General features: G+C 34.6%; 24 protein-coding genes. 23 read left to right on the forward strand and 1 reads right to left on the reverse strand.

The window, feature by feature from the left end; translation table 11 throughout:
* The first annotated feature begins 101 nt into the window (after positions 1-101).
* The 5 genes from AT726_RS11615 to AT726_RS11625 all read left to right on the forward strand — a co-directional run bounded on the left by AT726_RS11615 (position 102) and on the right by AT726_RS11625 (position 3616).
* Positions 102-1937, forward strand: a complete 1836-nt coding sequence (locus tag AT726_RS11615) for a glycoside hydrolase family 10 protein (protein ID WP_068759635.1) — start codon at positions 102-104, stop codon at positions 1935-1937.
* 264 nt (positions 1938-2201) lie between these two features.
* Positions 2202-2405 (forward strand): hypothetical protein, encoded by a 204-nt coding sequence (locus tag AT726_RS12900; protein WP_158508554.1) that lies wholly within the window; start codon positions 2202-2204, stop codon positions 2403-2405.
* A 10-nt stretch (positions 2406-2415) separates the two neighbouring features.
* Positions 2416-2622: a hypothetical protein gene (locus AT726_RS11620; protein WP_068759636.1), complete on the forward strand. Its 207-nt coding sequence runs from the start codon at positions 2416-2418 to the stop codon at positions 2620-2622.
* Positions 2616-2741 (forward strand): hypothetical protein, encoded by a 126-nt coding sequence (locus AT726_RS13455; RefSeq protein ID WP_257720685.1) that lies wholly within the window; start codon positions 2616-2618, stop codon positions 2739-2741. Before AT726_RS11620 ends, AT726_RS13455 begins: the two co-directional genes overlap by 7 nt.
* Before the next feature lie 194 nt (positions 2742-2935).
* Positions 2936-3616, forward strand: a complete 681-nt coding sequence (locus tag AT726_RS11625) for an Ltp family lipoprotein (RefSeq protein ID WP_068759637.1) — start codon at positions 2936-2938, stop codon at positions 3614-3616.
* A gap of 377 nt (positions 3617-3993) precedes the next feature.
* Here the strand turns inward: AT726_RS11625 and AT726_RS13085 are convergent, their stop codons facing one another.
* Entirely contained in the window at positions 3994-4137 is a 144-nt protein-coding gene (locus AT726_RS13085) for a hypothetical protein (protein WP_172676275.1), read from the reverse strand.
* 95 nt (positions 4138-4232) lie between these two features.
* Here AT726_RS13085 and AT726_RS11630 point away from each other — a divergent pair, with 95 nt between their 5' ends.
* The 18 genes from AT726_RS11630 (at position 4233) to AT726_RS11715 (ending at position 20897) form a co-directional block, all read left to right on the forward strand.
* Complete coding sequence (locus tag AT726_RS11630) at positions 4233-5423, forward strand: DNA polymerase IV (protein ID WP_055275454.1); 1191 nt, start codon at positions 4233-4235, stop codon at positions 5421-5423.
* A 2-nt stretch (positions 5424-5425) separates the two neighbouring features.
* Entirely contained in the window at positions 5426-5971 is a 546-nt protein-coding gene (locus AT726_RS11635; protein WP_055243456.1) for an NUDIX hydrolase, read from the forward strand.
* A gap of 192 nt (positions 5972-6163) precedes the next feature.
* Positions 6164-6886 carry a stage II sporulation protein M gene (locus tag AT726_RS11640; RefSeq protein ID WP_055243457.1) on the forward strand — a complete coding sequence of 241 codons (723 nt, stop codon included), beginning with the start codon at positions 6164-6166 and terminating at the stop codon, positions 6884-6886.
* 45 nt (positions 6887-6931) lie between these two features.
* Positions 6932-7381: a Fur family transcriptional regulator gene (locus AT726_RS11645; RefSeq protein ID WP_055243458.1), complete on the forward strand. Its 450-nt coding sequence runs from the start codon at positions 6932-6934 to the stop codon at positions 7379-7381.
* 48 nt (positions 7382-7429) lie between these two features.
* Positions 7430-8371: a site-specific tyrosine recombinase XerD gene (gene xerD / locus AT726_RS11650; protein ID WP_068759638.1), complete on the forward strand. Its 942-nt coding sequence runs from the start codon at positions 7430-7432 to the stop codon at positions 8369-8371.
* Positions 8372-8446: 75 nt separating this feature from the next.
* A complete protein-coding gene (gene deoB / locus AT726_RS11655; protein ID WP_068759639.1) occupies positions 8447-9628 on the forward strand; it encodes a phosphopentomutase in 1182 nt (393 codons plus the stop codon).
* A gap of 103 nt (positions 9629-9731) precedes the next feature.
* Complete coding sequence (locus AT726_RS11660; protein ID WP_068759640.1) at positions 9732-10259, forward strand: transcription repressor NadR; 528 nt, start codon at positions 9732-9734, stop codon at positions 10257-10259.
* 266 nt (positions 10260-10525) lie between these two features.
* On the forward strand, positions 10526-11527 hold the full coding sequence (locus AT726_RS11665; protein ID WP_201023061.1) for a PTS transporter subunit IIC: 1002 nt from the start codon (positions 10526-10528) through the stop codon (positions 11525-11527).
* A gap of 237 nt (positions 11528-11764) precedes the next feature.
* Positions 11765-12178, forward strand: coding sequence for a sigma-70 family RNA polymerase sigma factor (locus AT726_RS11670; RefSeq protein WP_237297116.1), 414 nt, complete (start codon positions 11765-11767; stop codon positions 12176-12178).
* 43 nt (positions 12179-12221) lie between these two features.
* Positions 12222-12506: a hypothetical protein gene (locus AT726_RS11675; RefSeq protein ID WP_055243464.1), complete on the forward strand. Its 285-nt coding sequence runs from the start codon at positions 12222-12224 to the stop codon at positions 12504-12506.
* A complete protein-coding gene (locus tag AT726_RS11680) occupies positions 12503-12862 on the forward strand; it encodes a zinc ribbon domain-containing protein (protein ID WP_055243465.1) in 360 nt (119 codons plus the stop codon). The genes AT726_RS11675 and AT726_RS11680 overlap by 4 nt, the downstream gene beginning before the upstream one ends.
* An 18-nt stretch (positions 12863-12880) precedes the next feature.
* Positions 12881-13429: a hypothetical protein gene (locus AT726_RS11685; RefSeq protein WP_068759643.1), complete on the forward strand. Its 549-nt coding sequence runs from the start codon at positions 12881-12883 to the stop codon at positions 13427-13429.
* A 131-nt stretch (positions 13430-13560) separates the two neighbouring features.
* On the forward strand, positions 13561-14937 hold the full coding sequence (locus AT726_RS11690; RefSeq protein ID WP_068759644.1) for a CehA/McbA family metallohydrolase: 1377 nt from the start codon (positions 13561-13563) through the stop codon (positions 14935-14937).
* Positions 14938-15030: 93 nt separating this feature from the next.
* Positions 15031-15333, forward strand: a complete 303-nt coding sequence (locus tag AT726_RS11695) for a Dabb family protein (RefSeq protein WP_055243468.1) — start codon at positions 15031-15033, stop codon at positions 15331-15333.
* 155 nt (positions 15334-15488) lie between these two features.
* Positions 15489-16442: a carbohydrate kinase family protein gene (locus AT726_RS11700; RefSeq protein ID WP_055275467.1), complete on the forward strand. Its 954-nt coding sequence runs from the start codon at positions 15489-15491 to the stop codon at positions 16440-16442.
* A 293-nt stretch (positions 16443-16735) separates the two neighbouring features.
* Entirely contained in the window at positions 16736-18400 is a 1665-nt protein-coding gene (locus tag AT726_RS11705; RefSeq protein ID WP_068759645.1) for a glycoside hydrolase family 13 protein, read from the forward strand.
* Positions 18401-18436: 36 nt separating this feature from the next.
* Positions 18437-20092 carry a PTS transporter subunit IIBC gene (locus AT726_RS11710; RefSeq protein WP_068759646.1) on the forward strand — a complete coding sequence of 552 codons (1656 nt, stop codon included), beginning with the start codon at positions 18437-18439 and terminating at the stop codon, positions 20090-20092.
* Positions 20093-20102: 10 nt separating this feature from the next.
* Positions 20103-20897, forward strand: a complete 795-nt coding sequence (locus AT726_RS11715) for an endonuclease/exonuclease/phosphatase family protein (RefSeq protein WP_055306062.1) — start codon at positions 20103-20105, stop codon at positions 20895-20897.
* Positions 20898-21176 lie beyond the last annotated feature (279 nt).

The raw sequence follows: 21176 nt of genomic DNA on the forward strand, positions 1-21176 counted from the left end.
GGAAGTAACTCACATCAAGAGACTAACATGACTGAAAATGATAATGAAAGGAGGAATAAGATGATTGATGAATAAACTTCATCAATCTCTTAAAAGAGAAGATGGGATATTATAAAATTCATACTTATCAATTAACGTGTGATTGTCCATATTGTCAACGAATTCGTTCATCAAACGCATCCGTGCAATCGAATACAGAGGTGGCACAAGAAACGAGTCATGAGTTAATGAGACAAACGGCTCGACAAGATACATCCGAAGGCAATTTAATCACCTTGAACAATGCCTTTACACAGGCACCTATTACAGTTGGTGGAGAAGTGGTTTATGTACCGAAAGTATTAGGACCTAAAAAAGAGGAATTGCGTGGGGTTTGGATTACAACGGTACGTAACAATGACTTTCCTAGTAAGGCAGTTTATGAGAATGGGTTTAATCTGGAATTATTTAAATCTGAATTTTTAGCAATTCTTCGTCGCTGTAAAGCATTAACTTTAAATGCAATCTTTTTTCAAGTTCGACCTGAAGGAGATGCCTTTTATGAATCAGGTGTCAATCCATGGAGTGCTTACTTAACAGGTGAACAAGGCGTTAAACCCGATTGGGGTGACTTTGATCCCTTAACATGGATGATTGAAGTGACCCATCAAGAAGGGATTGAATTTCATGCCTGGTTTAACCCGTACCGCTTAACACCAGTGGGTGATCCAAACTCAACGAAACAAAGTCTATTAAATTCATTGAGTGATACACATTATGCGAGACGTCATCCTGATTGGGTTTATTATTTTAATCGTCAAATCTATTTAGATCCAGGTGTTCCAGAAGTTCGTGAGTTTATTGTTCAAACCGTCATGGAAGTTGTTCAAAACTATGCCATTGATGCCGTACATTTTGATGATTACTTCTATCCGTATTCATATGAAGCAGAAGTTAATGGACAGCCAACGGTCATTAGCTTTGCTGATGAAAGTCCAGATTATGCGACTTATGAAGCTAATCATGAACCTAATCAAGATATCGATACCTGGCGAGAACAAAATATTAATCAGTTAGTCTACACATTATCACGCACCATTCATGAATATGATGTTGAAAATGGAAAAAGTATTGCATTTGGAATCAGTCCATTTGGGGTTTGGGCCTCAGCTGAAGAAACGGAGGGCGTAGGTTCGAATACTTCATCAGCCCAGTTATCCTCTTTAAGTGAATACGTGAATTCAAAACTATGGGTGGATGAAGAATGGTTAGATTATATTGTGCCACAAAATTATTGGTCATTGTCAGATTCTCTTTCATCGTTTGCGGAAGTAGCTGCCTGGTGGAATAAAGTGGTTGGGAATTCTCATACCCAACTTTATATGGGATTAGGTTTATATCTTTATAATGAAGACTATCAGCACCCAGCTTGGCAAAATCCTGAAGAAATCGTCGACCAAATACGTTATCTTCGCACCCTTTCTGATAATGATGGTTATGTGTTCTTTACTTATCATAATTTAATTGCTTATGATAATAATGAGCCCGGTCAACAAGTGTTAAATCAGGCTCTTTCTCGTTTAGAAAATGAAGTCTTAACCACTTATAGTCTTGTACCCCCTCGACCATGGTTACAAATGCGTGTGACTAATCCGGTACAAAATTTAATGGTGACACCATGTGATGAAGAATGTACTTTAATTCAATTTGAAGATTCACTTGAAAATAATAGTCAATACTATGTGATCTATCGGGTTCCTCGAGCAAGATATCGTGAAACGATCGATTTTTCAGATGCAAGTTATATTTTAGATGTCATTGGAAAAAATAAAGGAGAAGTTGTTCAACATTATACAGATACAACTGCTGATCCAAATGCCGTTTATACTTATGCGGTCACCGCGTTATCACAAGCGCAAGTAGAATCAAGCCCTGTTTCATTTGTATATATTCCTTAAATAAAAAAAATCATTTACTAAGTCAGTAAATGATTTTTTTCTTATTGTTACACAAAATTATTTTAGATAACCTTTATAATTATTGATATTATCATATTTTTAAATTTAATTGATGGTTAGCAATTAACTATTTTTTAATATTGCCATCAAAACTTATTCTTTGGTGGCAAAAAGCTGTTCGAATTTATCGATAGAGTTGCGTTCTAATCGCTGAGATACATGACTATAGATATTTAGTGTTGTTCCAATGTTCGAATGCCCTAAATGTTCCTAAATCACTTTTACATTAACACCTACTTCTTTGTTTTTTATTTTAAACGGACAGGTGAGATTAAGAATATTAGTTATGGAATTAGTGATATGAGCTTCTATGGCGATAAGCAACGAGATTACTCATTAATCGTTGATTTAGAAAGTAGAAAATTAGTCTATCGTTACAGCAATGATTATAAAAAATATTTATTATAGAGGTGACTAAATGTTAACTAAACCTGTATATCTAGAAATTGACAAACCGAATTACGTACCGATTTACACTGTTGAATACGAGTACAATAGTCGTTTTTATGAGATTACTATCTTAAATCATTCCCAGGCGTTAGACTTAACAGGAATTCGTGTTATTGTTGCAGGTAAAAAGCCAGATGGCAAATTGAGTTTGAGTATTATCAAATCAAATTGGTAGCTTTTATTGAAGTAGATTATACAAAAACATTTACGAATGAAGAGAAGTATAAAAAATTAATTCGTAGCCGTAAAACTGATTCAAAAGTCGCTGAATTACTAACCGACCATTTTCTCTAGATATCAGTCTGTGATAAGAAACCACAGATGAAGGGCGTCCAGTAGATTAAACGAGATATGTCAAACTTCTCTAAATTTAAATATTATGATATCAGCGATGATACAGTAGACTTTCATAAAAAAAATATTTTTGTAAAATTAAGGAAAATTATGTATAATTGTACTTGAGTTTAAAATCAGGGAGGATATATGATATGGAAAAGAAAAAGAAACCATTTTATAAAAAATGGTGGTTCTGGTTAATCGTTGTTGTTGTGATTGGAGTGGCTGGTTCAGGTGAGGGAGAAGCGCCTGAAAGTAGTGACGTTAAAACACAAGGGGAATCTGAAGTTGCTCAAAGTGATAATGCATCAGCCGAAAAAGTGTCGACTGATCAAACAAAAGAAGAACAAAAAGAGGAAGAAGAAGAGAAGAACGATGTGCCAACAGAATACAAATCAGCTTTAAAAAGGGCAAAAAACTATAGTGATATGATGCACATGTCAAAACAAGGGTTATACGATCAATTAACGTCAGAATATGCAGATAAATTCACACCCGAAGCAGCCCAGTATGCCATTGATAATTTAGAAGTGGATTACAAAGAGAACGCACTAAAAAGCGCAAAAAACTATAGTGATATGATGCACATGTCAAAACAAGGGTTATACAATCAATTAATATCAGAATACGGTGAGAAGTTCACGGCAGAAGAAGCACAATACGCAGTAGATAACTTAGAAGTAGATTATAATGAAAATGCCTTAAAATGTGCAAAAAACTATCAAGAAACTATGAGCATGTCACCAGCCGCTATCTACGATCAATTAGTATCTGAATACGGTGAAAAGTTCACACCAGAAGAAGCGCAGTATGCAATCGACAATTTAGAATAACAAAAAAACAACAGATGGCAATTGCCATCTGTTGTTTTTTTATTTTTTTGTTTTGCCATCTGATTTGCCACCATAAATAAAATCATTGATATTAATCTTCATTCATTTAAAATAATTAGCTCTGTTAGACAATTTTGTTGGTAACGAATCGCTTGATACCAACGATCATTAAGTCCAGTTTTTAAAGATTGTATCCACTTCAAGTAAATAAATAACCAATAACAACATTTTTGTCTAACAGAGCCAAATAATTTAAAATAAATATACTTCTTTAAAGAAATATGGTAATACCAATGGTATCATTAATGTTAAATATCTTTTATTAAGTAATATTAAATCTTCACTGATTTACTAAGTCAGTAAATGATTTTTTTCTATTAAAAGAAAGGCATATCGCGAAGGTTGATAATACTTACGATTAATGAAATTAAAGGGACAACGACGAATGATAATGCTAAAATTAATAATAAGATTTTTGTGCCCTTCATCTTGTTTAAATTATGTTGTGCTTTTTTAGCCATACTAAATTCACCTCATAGACAAAATTTGCTATAATGTATACTGTAACTTAGTCTATTATAATATAAATGCTTAGAAAAAGGAAGAGGATTTAACTTTGGGAACGCCGATATTTAGAATTATATTCCATATTGACTTAAACGCTTTCTTCGCTTCGTGTGAAACGATATTACGACCAGAATTGCAAAACTTACCGTTGGCTATTACAGGTGAGAAGTCTTCGAAGCGTGGAATTGTGGTTACTGCAAATTATGTTGCTCGTCAATATGGGGTTCATAGTGCCATGCCACTGATGCAAGCTAAAAAAAAGTGTCCACATTTAGTGGTTGCATCGGCGAACTTTGATTTATATCGAAAAATATCTCAGCAATTTATTCAGTTATTACATGAATATAGTGATCAAGTTGAAAAGGCATCCATTGATGAGGCGTATGTGGATGTCACTCACCTTTATCAAGAGATTCACCCGCTTCACTTAGCACAACAAATTCAACAACGCATATTCAATGAATTAAAGATTGGATGCAGTATTGGTGTCGCACCGAATAAGTTTTTAGCAAAGATGGCTTCTGATATGAAAAAGCCGAATGGGATAACGGTTTTAAGGAAACGAGATTTGCCACACATCCTATGGCCGATGCCGATTGAGGAGATGTTTGGGGTAGGTAAAGCCTCTTCACCTAAATTAAAGCAATTAGGGATAAATACAATTGGCGACTTGGTGCATTATAAAGACGTTGATAAAATTGAGCAACTATTTGGGCATCATGCACTCAAATGGATTGAGAATGCAAAAGGAAATGATCAAAATCCAATCAACCCAAATAAGTATGAAGTTCCATCTAGCATCGGTCATTCGACGACCTTTTCTAAAGACTATTGTTTTGATGAGGAAATAAAAGCAGAGGCCAAGCGAATGTGTATTAAGACGTCGAATCGATTAAAAAAATATGGTTTATACGCTAAGACGATTAGTATTCAATTAAAAGATACGTCATTTAAACAAATCACACGGAGTCAAACGGTTCAAGTTCCGATTCAAAGTGTCAATGAACTCTATCCAATCATTGAAGAGCTATTTGATGAACATTGGGAAGGACAAGCCCTGCGCTTAATTGGAGTGAATACGACGAATTTAGTCAATACGAATAAAGTGACTCAACAATTAAATCTCTTTAATTATCAGTCGTTTGCGAGTGAAGAGAAGTTAAACCAAACCATTCAACAAATAAAAACAAAACATGGCACCCATCTTATTCAAAAAGGGATTCAGAAAGGACAAAAGTGATTATGAAAAAATTGGAAGAAAAACAATTAACAAGTCAGGAGTATTACCGCAACTCATTTTTAAAGGTGACAGAGGATGAGGTCATTTTACCGAATGATAAACAGGCCAAACGTGTCGTTGTTCATCATCCAGGAGGAGTAAATTTAATCGCCCTAGATGAGGCGAATCGTTTAATGTTAGTCGAGCAATATCGTTATCCGATTGAAAAAGCGACCTTGGAAACACCAGCTGGTAAAATTGAACCCGGAGAAGAAACTAGTGTGACAGCTAAGCGTGAATTAGAGGAGGAGACAGGCTACACGTGTGAATCGTTAAAAATGATTGGTCGTTTCGCCACGTCACCAGGTTTTTGTAATGAATATATTGAAAACTTTTTAGTCATTAATCCCCAAAAGCTAGATTATGAAGTGGCTGGAGATGAAGACGAATTTATTAATTTATATCATGTTACAAAAGAGGAAGCCTTAAAGTTCGTAGAGGAAGGGCGTATTTGTGATTTTAAAACGATTTATGCGATTCAATACTTGATCCTTCATCATCAGTGGTAATCAGCATTCTTAAACTGACAAGAGTTGTCATAGGGGGAGAAACCATCGTTAAACTAGAACATATCATTGAGGAATATTAAGCGAATGTGTCGGCAGTCTTTGATTTTAAAAAATAATCATAAATCTTTACTATTTTTTAGCATAGTCTCTCTTTTTCTTTCATAAAGTTAGAAAAGAAAGGGGGAAGTGCTCATGGTCGCACAAAAACGTCGCAAAAAATCGTTCTCTTATGTCTTATATGTCATGTATGTTCTACTACTACTCGTCATCATTGGTGATATTATTGGGTCTTCACTTTATATTAAATTGGAACAATCGTCACAAAGTTTAATGGTGAACTATGTGAATGAAAATATTAATGCGTTTGATCAAACTCAATGGTCATTTAATCAATTATTTTATAAACAATTCATGTATCAAGGAAGTATGTGGGTGTTAGGATTAACTGTCATTGGTGTCGTCGTCAATTTGTTTTTAGTTTTCTTAAAAGGAGTCATTGCTGGATTTAATGTCTTCTTTATCTTTCAAACATTAGCACCTATGCAAGCCATTTGGACAAGTTTTCTTTGGTTAATTCAGTATTCACTTATTTTAGGTGTTACCATTTTAAGTGGTTATTTTAGTGTTCGTTTTGTAATTATGGCGGTCAAAATTATTTTCTTTAAGAAGAATACGACTCTTTTAAAAAAGCATTTACTATATTACTTTTATCAGTTATTCATTATTATGGTTTTAACATTGGTGACTTCAGGAGTGACGTACTTAATCCAACCGATTGTCTACCATCAGTTTGAAAAAGCAGGTCAAGCTCAGCCCGTAGAACAGTCAGCTGATGACTTTATTTCGACGTCTTCTGATGCGACATCAAATCTAATGTTGCAAATAAATATTAATTTTGAAAGAGAAGTGTTATAATAAACTATAACTAAATTTAGATTTTAATAGCAAGATGGTGAAAAAATGACACAACTTTCAAAATATGAAGCAATGATCGTTAAATCAGGTTCGAAATTAACAAAACAGCGTAAACAAATTTTAAAAGTCATTGTTGATCATTCAGATGAACACTTTTCTGCCGAAACGTTATATGATTTAGTGAGACATATTGACAGCTCGATTGGAATTGCAACCGTCTATCGAACGTTGGAGCTGTTTGAAAAGCTAAAAATTGTTCGCAACGTTAAAATAAAAAATGATGGGGTTAATTATTATGATGTAATTGATTTAGATGAGCAAAATCATTTTCATCACCATTTAATTTGTACCACGTGTAATCGCATCATTGAAATTGCGGATGAATTAGAAAGTTATGAGGCCTTTATCAAAGAAAAGTATGGATTTAATGTCACTGATCATGACCTAACCCTTTATGGAACATGCGCATCATGTCAAGAATCAAAGGAATGTTAAGAGCTTCTACTTAAGTAGAAGTTCTTTTCTTTTTAAGGAGAGAAATAGATGAACTATCAAATGGAATTGGACGGATTTTTAACATATTTAATGATTGATCGTGGATTAAGCTTAAATACAAAAGAGAATTATGAACGAGACTTAAGAAGTTACTTAAGCTTTATCAAACAGCAATCTGTTGAGCAACTCAATCAAATTGAGCGCGAGCAGATTCAGCTTTACTTGATTGAACTATATGAGCGAGGGCTCAATACTAAGTCAGTCGCTCGTCATTTGTCAGCGATTCGGGCGTTTCACCAGTATTTAATTATTGAGAAAGTTTGTGTGAAAAATCCATGTGATTTAATTGAAAGCCCGAAGTTAACACGTGATTTACCGGAAATTCTAAGTATCGAGGAAGTCGATGCATTACTTGAAAGTTTTAAACAAGATACACCAGGAGACCTTCGAAATCGAGCGATGGTCGAATTATTATATGCCTCAGGTCTTCGTGTCACTGAACTTTTGAATTTAAGACTTGAAGATTTACATTTATCGATGCAATTTATTAAATGTCAAGGAAAGGGAAATAAAGAACGAATCGTTCCGATTGGTGAAGTGGCTGCTGAGGTGCTAGATCTTTATTTAACAATTGCCCGACCTAAACTTTTAAAGAAACCGACAGATGTCTTGTTTTTAAATCGTTTCGGTGAGATGATGACACGCCAAGGTTTTTGGAAAATTTTAAAAAAACAAGCTCAAATGGCGGGGATTACAAAAGAATTATCTCCCCATAAGCTTCGCCATTCCTTTGCCACACATCTAATTGAAAATGGGGTCGATTTACGTTTAGTACAAGAAATGTTAGGGCATTCTGATATTGCAACCACTCAAATTTATACGCATATTAGTAAAGATCATTTACGTGGGGTATTTGAGCAAGCGCATCCACGAAGCGGGAAAACAAGTGCTGAAAATGAAGGCTTTTTCTCGCAAAGTTTGGAAAAATGAAATATAATAAATAAGTAAACGGGATTGATTAATACTAAGTTTGTATTAGTTTGTACGTTAGAAAGGAAGTTATTTATGAAGTATAATCGTATATTTTTAGTTATTATGGACTCTGTAGGGGCTGGGGAATTACCAGATGCAAAAGATTATAATGATACAGGGGCAAATACGTTAAAACATATTGCAGAGACTGCTAAAGGATTAAATATGCCTCATATGCAAGCATTAGGACTAGGAAATTTAACTGAAATTGAAGGTGTGGCACCGATTCGACCAGAAAAAGGATATTATACGAAGTGTGAAGAGTTATCAGTAGGGAAAGATACGATGACTGGACACTGGGAAATCATGGGGCTTAAAATTACAGAACCGTTCCGTACCTTCACGGACACGGGATTCCCTAAAGAGTTAATTGATGAATTAGAGGCGCGTACAGGTCGTAAAGTAATTGGAAATAAATCATCATCTGGAACGGAAATTTTAGATGAATTGGGAGAGCAGCACATGACAACAGGTGATATCATCGTTTATACATCAGCGGATTCTGTGCTACAGATTGCAGCTCATGAAGGTGTTATTCCAGTTGAAGAGTTATGGAATATGTGTAAGGTTGCACGTGAGATCACAATGAAAGAAGAATGGAAAGTTGGACGTATTATTGCACGTCCATTCGTTGGGCCGAAAAGAGGGGAATTCAAACGTACACCAAATCGTCATGATTATGCGTTAAAGCCATTCGGACGTACGGTCTTAAATGAATTAAAAGATGCAGGTCAAGAAGTGATTGCGATTGGTAAAATCAATGATATTTATGTTGGAGAAGGTGTAACAGAAGCTATCTTAACGAAATCAAATGAAGATGGAATGAATCAATTATTAAATGTGATGAAACGTGACTTCAATGGATTAGCCTTCTTAAACTTAGTTGATTTTGATGCGATGTATGGACATCGTCGTGACCCATTAGGATATGCGAAATGTTTAGAAGCATTTGATGTTCAATTAGGAGAGGTGTTATCAGAAATGAAAGCAGATGATTTATTAATTATCTCTGCTGACCACGGAAATGATCCAATTGCATCAGGAAGCGATCATACACGTGAGTATATCCCAGTCATTATGTATTCACCATCGATGCAAGCAAGTGGGGAGTTACCAATCGGTAAATCATTTGCTAACATTGGAGCAACAGTGGCCGAAAACTTTGGTGTAGAAATGCCAGCCATTGGAGAAAGTTATTTAAATCAATTAAACTAATTTGAAAAACTCAAGGGTAACCTTGAGTTTTTATTCAGAAGTAGACAGCGTTGTAAATTTTTATTAAAATAAAGAAAAGCTTTAATGTAAGAGGGTGAGAAATATGGAATCAGTAACACGTCGCGAGGCGATTTATGAGACGTTATCGAAGGCCATCCAACCGATTAAAGGTAGTGAACTGGCTAAAATGTATCAAGTGAGTCGTCAAGTTATTGTGCAAGATATCGCATTATTACGTGCGAAAGGAATCCAAGTAGTGGCAACTCCTTCTGGATATATGATTCAAGAACCTGTAGCCTCAGGTCTTTTGAAAACGATTTGCTGTAAACATGGACATACGATTGAAGAGTTACAAACGGAATTAGAGTTAATTATTTCGTATGGTGGAAAAGTGATTGATGTGATTGTTGAACATCCGGTTTACGGTGAGATTCGAGTCGTTTTAAACTTAAATTATTTAAACGATGTCAAAACGTTTATTGAAAAAGTGAGTCAAGCTCAAACAAAGCCTCTATCTTTGTTAACAGAGGGCATTCATTATCATACGTTAGAAGTCGAAAATGAACAGATGTATGAAGAGATTGTCAACGAATTAAAACAACATCATTTCATTCATGAGCGATTGAAATAATAAATAAAATATGAGTCTTCACCAAAAATGGCGCTTGACAATTTCTTGCTATTAAAACTATTAATTTTAGTCTTAAAATTAGCTATTTTCCGTGTAATTTAAACATCATTTTAAATAAGAAAATATTTTTTTAAAATCAAGAACCAATTTTGGTGATGATCCTAAAATATGGTGAATTTATCATTAATCAATTTCATGGCTTGGTCATGAAATTTTTTAAAAAAACTTGGTGACAAGACAGCAGTTGACACAATAGGGGGATTGAAGTGAAGAATAAATTGATTAGAACGTTAAATGGAATGGGAACTGGATTGTTAGCCACTTTAGTGGTGGGAACTATTATGGTTCAAATAGGAACCCTTTTAAACCTTTCATTGTTAAATGAAGTGGGAGGATTTGCGAAAGTCTTCATGGCAGCTGCTATTGGAGTAGGGGTCACTTATGCTTTAAATGCTAAGCCACTTGTGATATTTGCCTCTATAGTAACTGCCACGATTGGAGCAGGAGCTATGGATTCAGTAGATGGACAAATTGTTTTAAGTATCGGTGAACCAGCAGGTGCCTATTTAGCAGCGTTAACAACAGCATGGGTTGGAAACCGAGTGATTGGCAAAACAAAGGTTGATATTATTTTAGTTCCTATGATTTGTTTAGTTATCGGAGGATTAGTGGGGGTCTTTGTTTCACCTGCCATGGCTCAAGTAACTAAAATGATTGGTGTGTTTATCAATGAGGCGACACAACTAAAGCCGTTATATATGGGAGCCATTGTTTCCGTTGTCATGTGTTTAGTCATTTTATCACCCATTTCATCAGCGGCTTTAGCTGTCAGTTTGGGACTTGAAGGGTTAGCTGGTGGTGCCGCTGTTGTTGGTTGTGCATGTTCTATGGTTGGGTTTGCAGTGATTTCATATCGAGGAAACGGAATTAATGGATTACTTTCACAAGGAATTGGAACGTCAAAGCTTCAGTTTGCTAATGCTGTTAAAAATCCGTACATTGTTGTTCCTACAATGGTCGCCAGTTTGTTATGTGGAATGCTATCGACGACTCTTTTTGAGATTGAATGTAATAGTTTAGGAGCAGGCATGGGAAGTAGTGGATTCGTTGGACAAATACAAACCATCGCTGTCATGGGACCCCGCGTGATTCCAGCTCTTGTGATTTTGCACTTTATCCTTCCTGCTGTTTTTAGTTTAGTCGTTTCAAAAGTAATGCATCAAAAAGGATTAATTGAGCAAGCTGATTTGAAATTATCTTTAAATTAAATGACATTAGAGGCTATTTCTGATCAGAAATAGTCTTTTTCTATTAAAATTTTAAAAAAAATAATGAACTTTTTATCAGTTTGTGTGTCTTATTAGTGAGAGAAAAAGTTTCATGAAGCTATAAAAATAGGAATGAACTTTTTTTAAACGGAGATACCTCATCATTCAAATAATCTAACTTTAATAAATAGAGAGGAAAAAATAAACAAGAGAATGAGGTCTAATGGATGAAAGAGGGTGAGAGTTTTGGATGACGAGCAACTAGTCAGACGAGCTAGAGCTGGTGATCGACACTGTTTAAATATTTTATTCGATATGCATTACAAAATGGTTTTTGGCTATTTAATTAAATTGTGTGGAAATGTTCATTTGGCAGAAGATTTAGTACAAGAGTCATTATTAAAGGCAACGCTAAATATAAAAAAATTTCGAGGGGATTGTAAGTTTTCAACCTATTTAATTGAAATTGCAACGAATTGCTATAAAAATGAAGTTCGAAAGCAACAACGGATGATTTATGATGATGAGGCGTTGCAGCATTTGAGTGTTAATGCTGAAGGTGAAGTATTTACTCAATTACAATTTAGAGAGGCATTAGACACCTTGCAACAAATGAATGAGGAACAACGAAGTCAAGAATCCATTATGTGACTCAATCGATGCGAAAAAAATTATTAGAATAGGAGGAATAGTTATGGAGTGTTTGAAAGATGAAAAATTAGAAGAAGCGGGACTAATTCCTAAAATTGATACGTTAAAAATTATCCAAGAGGCGAATCAACGACAAATCAAAAAACGTCAAAAGCAATTAAAACTTTTGATTATACTTATGATCGGATGTTGCTTTTTAGGGCAATGGATTTGGTTTGAACTCTTTGGATTTCAAAAAGAAATGTTTTTGATAGGTGGGGTGTATCTTTTAATAGGAACCATTATTTTGTTAGTTCGTGTATTAGTTGAGGGAGGAAATGTATTGTGATAATCGTAACTTTACTGATGTGTCTACTGTTATTTGTTTGTATTTGTTTTGGAATTGGGCAAGTTGTTTGGATTTATTTAGATGCTAAAGAACGAGGAGATCGTTTGAAGGTCGTTTGGGCTCTTTTTGCGGTATTTCCTATTTTTATGCCTTATTTATTACCACTACCACTTATTGTTTATTTACTTATTAGTCGTAGCTATGCGTCTTCATGTCCAACTTGTAATGAAAAAATTAGACCAGATTATGTCACTTGCCCACGTTGTGGTCAACATTTAAAAGAAAAATGTTTAAACTGTGGACGTTCAATTGAAAAAAGTTGGAATTATTGTCCGAGCTGTTCAAAAGAGTTATAAAATAAAGGAGAAAAAGAGATGAAGATTATTTTAAAATATAAAAAAACATTTATAGCAGTCGTGATGGTGTCTCTTTTGCTTGCAATTTTACCCGCTATATCGATGTGGGGATTTATGTCTATCACATTTAGTGAGCATGACACGATGGTAGAGACGTTTAATGGCTATTTAAATGATTATGATTACCAAAGTTCACTTCCAGAAGATTATGTCTATCAAGCAGTGAATTTAAAGATGGATTCAACAGCTAATCTAGAACACCCAAGTTGGAATGGGAACCAAGTTCAGTTCACAAAAGAAGAAACGTTTTCTAAAATAAAAAGTAAACAATTGATGGTACAGGAATGGTATTTAAAAGAAGGGACTACTCTTAAATGGAGAGCAACCGGTAACGTAGAAGAAGGTTATGCAGAATATTGTTTATTAAGTGAAAATGGGGTAGAGGAGTATTTAGCGATTGGTGCAGAAGGCGAATTTAAGATCGAAAAATCAGGGAATTATGGAGTTTTATTAAATGCTAATTTTTTTAAAGGTAGTACAACCATTCATTTAAATCTCATGAAGTAAAACATATTTCATAGTCATTCATGATAATAAAACAGCAATCGATAATAGATTGCTTTTTTTATGAGTGATGAATAAATGAGGCATCAACTGGGTAGAGTAGAGTGGAATGTTGAAATTTAAAGGTGATATTGATGAGACGCTGGATTCATAGTTTAATGATACTATATTCAATCTTAGGTTTATGCCAACTTCAACCCCTGATTCAAGAAAGTGAGCAATTGGCTTCTCAATGGGTAGAAATTGTACAAGGAGAGGTAAAGGGAAGTATTGTGGGAGAGGATGGAAAGCCAGTCATTGCTCAATTGAGGTTTTTTGATAGTGATGGAGCACTCATTAAGCGAATTCAAACGGATATAGACGGAAACTTTGAAATCCTATTAGATGAAGGCCATTATAACTTAGAAGTATCTAAGGGTTATGAATATGAGATGAAACAATTGCCGATTGAAGTAAAGAAAGAAAATCCTCTTAATTTAAAGTCGATAAGTCTTACACGATTAATGGATTGGACAGCTAAAAGTTATTTGTGTGGTGACTTACACCAACACTCTCAGTTTAGTGATGATGGACTTAATACAGTTGAAGAAGTTCTAATTGCAAATCTGGCCAATGGTTTAGATTTTGGAGCAATGGCTGATCATAACACAGTGGATGGAAATGACGAATGGCTATCATTATCACAAAAGCTAAGTTATTTAGCGATTCCAGCACAAGAGATTACAACAAATCAGGGACATTACTTAGCTTTAAATACGTCTAATTTAATTGATGTGACCGCTCTTACTTCCGAAGATGAAATAGATCAAATGATTGATGAAGCTCATCATCAAGGTGGGATGATACAAATTAATCATCCAGGAAGAAATTTTTCATTTTGGAACGTAGGGGGGCAATTTGATGCGATAGAAATTTGGAATGGACAGGCGATGCCACCCATTCCGAATTTGAACGATATTGATGAAGAATTTGCATATAATCAAATAAGTAAACAGAAGTGGTTTGATTTATTGTCAGAAGGAGTTAAAATAACGGCACTTGGTAACTCAGATAATCATGATATTAGTAGTGAAAGTATAACGGCACCAATTAGTGAAAATGAGCAGTTTAACGAATGGATTGCCCAAGGGTTATATAATGGAAATCCTAGAAACTATGTAAAAGTAGAGGAAGAGAGTGTTGAAGGCATTTTAAAAGGAATTAAAGATGGACATGTTTTTATTACAAATGGTCCGTTAATGGATGTAACGTTAAATGAAGCAACTTTTGGTGATCGAGTGGTTAGTACTAATGAAGCAGAAATTTCGTATCTTATCGCTTCTAATCAGGGCTCGTTAGAAGCATTAAATGTCATCGCAGATGGGCAAGTGATTGAAACCATTCCATTAGCGGAAGATGTTCCGACACTTGGAACGATTAATTTAAATTTGTCAAACTATCAATGGGTTGTGTTCGAAGTGATTAGTAAATCTTATGAGTATGCGATTTCAAACCCAATTTATTTAAAATGATAAGAAAAAAATAAGCCAAAAGTCGTCGAAGTATTGAATATTGTGTAAATTTTCAGTAAAATAAAATTAAGTAAAAATAAATGGAGGTACATGATGGTTAAACATATCGTTATGTGGAAGATTCAAGGTGTTAATGGTCAATCTAAAGAAGAGACTGCACAAGAAATTAAGCGTACATTAGAAGATTTAAATGGAAAAATCGAAGGATTAATTCATTTAGAAGTTGGAATTGATTTCTTACAATCAGATGCATCTTATGATGTTGTTTTATATTCAGAGTTAGCAAACAAAGAGGCATTAGATTTTTATCAAAATCATCCACTACATGTTAAAGCAGCAACAGAGGTTGTTAAACCAGCTGCGACTTCTCGCATTGTCGTTGATTACGAAATGTAATAAATAACAAGCAATGACGACTTGTTGTTATTGCTTGTTTTTTTAGTGGAGAAAGGTGAGATGACTTGTCGGTTATCGAAAAATATAATATAATGACAGAATAAGTAGAATTCACTTTGATCTACCATTTTAACTAAAGGGAGAGGCTAGCAAGCATGAAAAACAATCACGAAGCATATAACTTAGTCTTTGGTATATCAATTTATGATATTTTTGGATTTACAAATATGAACTATCGTTCTCATGATTCAAATCCTGGACGTGTGAAAGTATCCTTTGGAGGAGTATGTCGTAATATCGCCGAAAATATGGCTCGTGTCGGTGCAAATACGAAGTTTATTTCTGTATTAGGAAATGATGAAAAAGGAAAGAGTATCTTAGAACATTCAAAACTAATGAATGTGGATATGTCAGATTCACTTATTGTTGAAGGAGCTTCAACACCAACATATGTTGCGATTTTAGATGAACATGGTGAAATGGTTTCTGCGATTGTTGATATTAATGTGGATCATCATATCACGGAAGCGTTTATTGATTCAAAGGCGTCAGTTATTGAAGGAGCAGAATATATGTTCTTTGGTGCTGATAATCCTGAAATTCTTGAATATATTGTAAAAAAATATGAAGGTAAAACAAAGTTTGTTTTAGACCCAGTATCTGCTGCGAAAGCAGTAGAGGTTAAACATTTATTACCTTACTTCCATACCGTTAAACCGAATCGTCATGAAGCAGCAGTTTTATGTGGATTTGAGATTAATACAGTTGAAGATGTTCGTAAAGCAGGTCAGTATTTACTTTCATTAGGTGTGAAACATGTCTTTATTAGTTTAGATGCTGATGGTGTCTATTATTGTACAGCTGATGAAGAAGGAATTGTTAAACCGAATCGTGTAGAGGTCATCAACGTAACAGGTGCTGGTGATTCATTTATTGCAGGTGTAGGTTATGCGTATTTAAATCAGTTATCAATTTTAGAAACAGTTAAATTAGCACAAACCATGTCAATCATTACAATTTCACACGAAGAAACGATTCATCCGGAGATGGCAGTTGATTATGTTAAGGAAAAAATAGATGCTATTGAATGGACTGTTACAACATTCTAAAATCTTATAGACCTTTGAAAAAAGATGTCGTTATTTATAACGACATCTTTTTTCTTTTGTATAAAAATAAGTTTTATAACTATTTTTATACAAAAGAACAGTTATTGTCGAAAAACGTGTTATCGGTTACATGTTGATTGTCTGTTGTCTTCTTATTGTGAAAGTGATATAATCAAGGTGTCGAAGAAAGTAATGCGTTTACTTTCGGAACAGTTTTTGTTGTAAACGTTTTAAATGAAGGTGACACTTTACCATAAGCAGCAGGAAAGAAGAAAAAGGAGTCGTATGAGAAGATGAATAAAGTATGGTGGAAAGAAGCTGTGGCTTATCAAATCTATCCAAGAAGTTTTATGGACTCGAACGGAGATGGAATTGGTGATCTCAACGGTATTATTTTAAAACTTGATTATTTAAAAGCGTTAGGAATCGATGTCATATGGGTGAGCCCATTTTATAAATCACCAAATGATGACTGTGGTTATGATATTAGTGACTATAAAGATATTATGGATGAGTTTGGAACAATGGAAGATTTTGATCGCTTATTAGAAGAGGTACATAAGCGTGGAATGAAATTAATTGCAGATTTAGTCATCAATCATACAAGTGATGAACACCCATGGTTTATCGAATCTCGTTCATCGGTTGATCATCCAAAACGAGATTGGTATATTTGGCGAGATGGAGTAAATGGAGCGGAACCTAATAACTGGGAAAGTATCTTCAGTGGTTCAGCTTGGGAATATGATGAAAATACTGGACAATACTATATGCATCTATTCTCAAAAAAACAACCCGATTTAAACTGGGAAAATGCTGAAGTACGTGAAGCATTATATGAAATGGTGAATTGGTGGTTAGATAAAGGAATTGATGGTTTCCGAGTAGATGCGATTAGTCATATTAAAAAAGAAGAGGGATTAACAGATATGCCAAATCCCCACGCATTAAAATATGTTTCATCATTTGATAAACATATGAATGTGGAAGGGATTCATCCTTTATTAGACGACTTAAAGGCAAATACGTTTGATAAATACGATATTATGACGGTAGGGGAAGCTAACGGCGTTAAAATTGAGGATGCTCATCTATGGGTTGGCGAAGAAGAAGGAAAATTTAATATGGTGTTTCAGTTTGAGCACTTAGGTTTATGGAAGGATAATGGCGATCAAGGAACAGATGTTCGTCAATTGAAAAAAATCTTAACAAAGTGGCAAAAAGGATTAGAAGGTGTCGGTTGGAATGCGTTATACATTGAAAATCATGATTTAGCGCGTATTGTATCCACACTGGGAGATGATCAAAACTATTGGAAAGAAAGTGCAACATCTCTTGGAATGATGTATTTTATGATGAAGGGAACACCATTTATCTATCAAGGTCAAGAAATTGGAATGACAAATGTTCAGTTTGATAAAGTAGAGGATTATCAAGATGTTCAAAGTACTGGACTTTATTATTCTAAACTTGAACAAGGAATGAGTCATGAAGATATTATGGAAATTATTTGGGCGACTGCTCGTGGGAATAGTCGAACTCCAATGCAATGGAATGATGGAGTTAATAGTGGATTTACAACTGGAACACCATGGTTAGCAGTTAATCCAAACTATCAAACCATTAATGTTGAAGCACAAGAAGAAGATCCAGATTCGATTTTAAACTTCTATAAAGAAATGATTGCTTTAAGAAAATCAGAAGATATCTTCGTTTATGGAACATATGACTTAGTGTTTGAAGATCATCAAGAGATTTATGCTTATACACGAACATTAGGTGAAAAACGTGTGCTTATCTTATGTAACTTAACGAATAAGCAAACAAGTATTAACTTAGAAAAGATCACAGTTTCAACGGATCAGTTATTATTATCAAATATCCCAGTTGAGGAACATGAGTCAATTCAAGAGTTAACATTAAAGCCATTTGAAGCACGCATCTACAGCTTAAATTAAGCTATGATGATATAGAGTTATCAGGAGGGAATAGTTATGAAAAAACCAGGATTTATGTCGTTTGATTTCTGGCAAAAATTTGGAAAGGCCTTAATGGTCGTAATTGCTGTAATGCCAGCAGCAGGGATTATGATTTCCTTAGGGAAATTAGTTGGAATGTCTGGGGGAGATATTACCGTAATTGCAACAATTGCAAAAGTTATGGAAGATATCGGATGGGCAATTATTGGAAACTTACACGTCCTATTTGCGGTAGCCATCGGGGGGTCATGGGCAAAAGAACGTGCAGGTGGAGCATTTGCAGCTTTAATTGCATTCATATTAATTAACCGTATTACAGGAGCATTATTTGGAGTATCAACAGCAATGTTGGCAGATCCAACTGCAACGGTTCAATCATTCTTTGGATCTGAGATGGTTGTTTCAGATTACTTCACTGAAGTTTTAGGCGCATCAGCTTTAAATATGGGAGTATTTGTTGGGATTATCTCAGGGTTCTTAGGCGCATCATTATTCAACAAATACTATAACTTTAATAAATTACCACAAGCATTAGCCTTCTTTAATGGGAAACGATTTGTTCCATTCGTTGTTATCGGTGGATCAGTAGTGACAGCATTAGTTTTATCAATTATTTGGCCATTTGCTCAAGGAGCTTTAAATAACTTTGGTCAATGGATTGCAACTTCACAAGATACAGCACCAATTCTTGCACCATTCGTGTATGGAGCAGGGGAACGTTTATTATTACCATTCGGTTTACACCATATGTTAACTATTCCAATGAATTATACAGAATTAGGTGGAACGTATGAAATCTTAACAGGGTCAAATGCTGGACAAATCGTTGCAGGTCAAGAATCTTTATGGTTAGCTTGGGTAACAGATTTAAATAACTTAAAATCAGCAGGTGATATGGAAGCTTATAACTCGTTATTAAATGCAGTGACTCCAGCTCGCTTTAAAGCAGGTCAAGTTATTTTATCAACTGCATCTTTAATGGGAGCTGCCTTTGCCATGTTCCGAAATGTCGATTCAGATAAAAAATCAGCATACAAATCAATGTTTATTTCAGCAGCATTAGCAACCTTCTTAACAGGGGTATCTGAACCATTAGAGTTTATGTTCATGTTTATTTCACCTGTGTTATACTTATGCTATGCAATTTTAGCGGGATTAGCATTTGCTTTAGCTGATATCATTAACTTACGTATCCATGCTTTTGGTATGATTGAGTTTATGACTCGTATTCCAATGATGGCGAATGCAGGATTAACGGGAGATATGATTAACTTTGTCTTAGCATGTTTAGGATTCTTTGCTTTAAACTTCGGGGTGTTCAACTTTGCGATTAAAAAATTCAAAATCGCAACTCCAGGACGATTAGGAAATTATAATGAAGAAGATGAAACACAAGGAGAAGGATCAACATCAACAACAGCAGCATCTGGTAGTCAATTAGCAAATGATATCATTTTCTTGTTAGGTGGAGCTGAAAATATTGTAGATGTAGATGCTTGTATGACTCGTTTACGTGTGACAGTTAAAGATTCAGGAACTGTTTCAGACCAACCAGATTGGAAAGCAACAGGAGCATTAGGATTAATCATTAAAGATAATGGAATCCAAGCGATTTATGGACCAAAAGCAGACGTGTTAAAATCAGAAATTCAAGATATTTTAGGTCTATAGGAGATTATTTATGAAGTTATTAACCTTAAATTGTCATGCTTGGCAAGAAGAAAACCAAATTGAAAAAATTCAACATTTAGCACAAGTCATTAAAGAAAAACAATATGATGTCATTGCTTTACAAGAAGTCATGCAGTTAATTGACACAACGACTTCAGAGAAAGTAAAACAAGATAATTATGCAGTCGTTTTATTAAGTGAATTAATGAAGTTAGGCGTTAATGATTATAAATTTGTGTGGGATCTTGCTCATATTGGGTTTGATATTTATGAAGAAGGATTAGCCATTTTAACACGATGTGAAATTAACAATGCAAAATCTTTTTTAGTGACAAAGAGTGACGATATTAAAAACTTCCGTACTCGTCGTGTCATTGGGTTAGAAATCATGCATGAAAATCAACCCGTTACGGTATACTCATGTCATTTAGGTTGGTATCATGATGAAGAAGAGCCATTTCAAGGGCAAGTGAATGAATTAGTTGCGCAGTTAAATCCAAATCATCTCAATATCGTTATGGGAGATTTTAACAATGATGCAAATATTCGTGACGAAGGATATGACTATTTATTAAGTAAAGGTTTAATCGATACTTATAAGGTAGCGAACATAAACGATGAGGGAATGACCGTTGAAGGTAAGATCGATGGGTGGTCTGACAATAAAAAAGATTTACGTATCGATCTAGTTTTAACGAATCAACCAGTCAGAGTCAAGTCATCACATGTTATTTTTAATGGCAAAAATAAAGAAGTGGTCTCGGATCATTTTGGTGTCGAAGTGGAATTAGAATTAACTCATTAATACAAAACCCCGCTACTTTGGTAGCGGGGTTTTTATGGGGTATGGGAAAAGCTGTACTTTAGCTTCTTAGAACGATTAAAGGATTGCGGTAATTGAAAATGTTTTCTGGAGTTTATTAAATTATGAAAATAATCATTAAACGAACATAAAAAGCAACTGATAGATTTCAGTTGCTTTTTATGTGCGCCCGGCATGGGTATTATCTAACGGGTTAAAGTCCCGAGTACGTCCAAGTAGCGGAAAGTACATAGCCTAAGACAAGGGTGTCCTCTGCGAGGA

Origin of the sequence: Turicibacter sp. H121 (assembly GCF_001543345.1) — a bacterium.
Classification (GTDB): Bacteria; Bacillota_I; Bacilli_A; order MOL361; family Turicibacteraceae; genus Turicibacter; species Turicibacter bilis.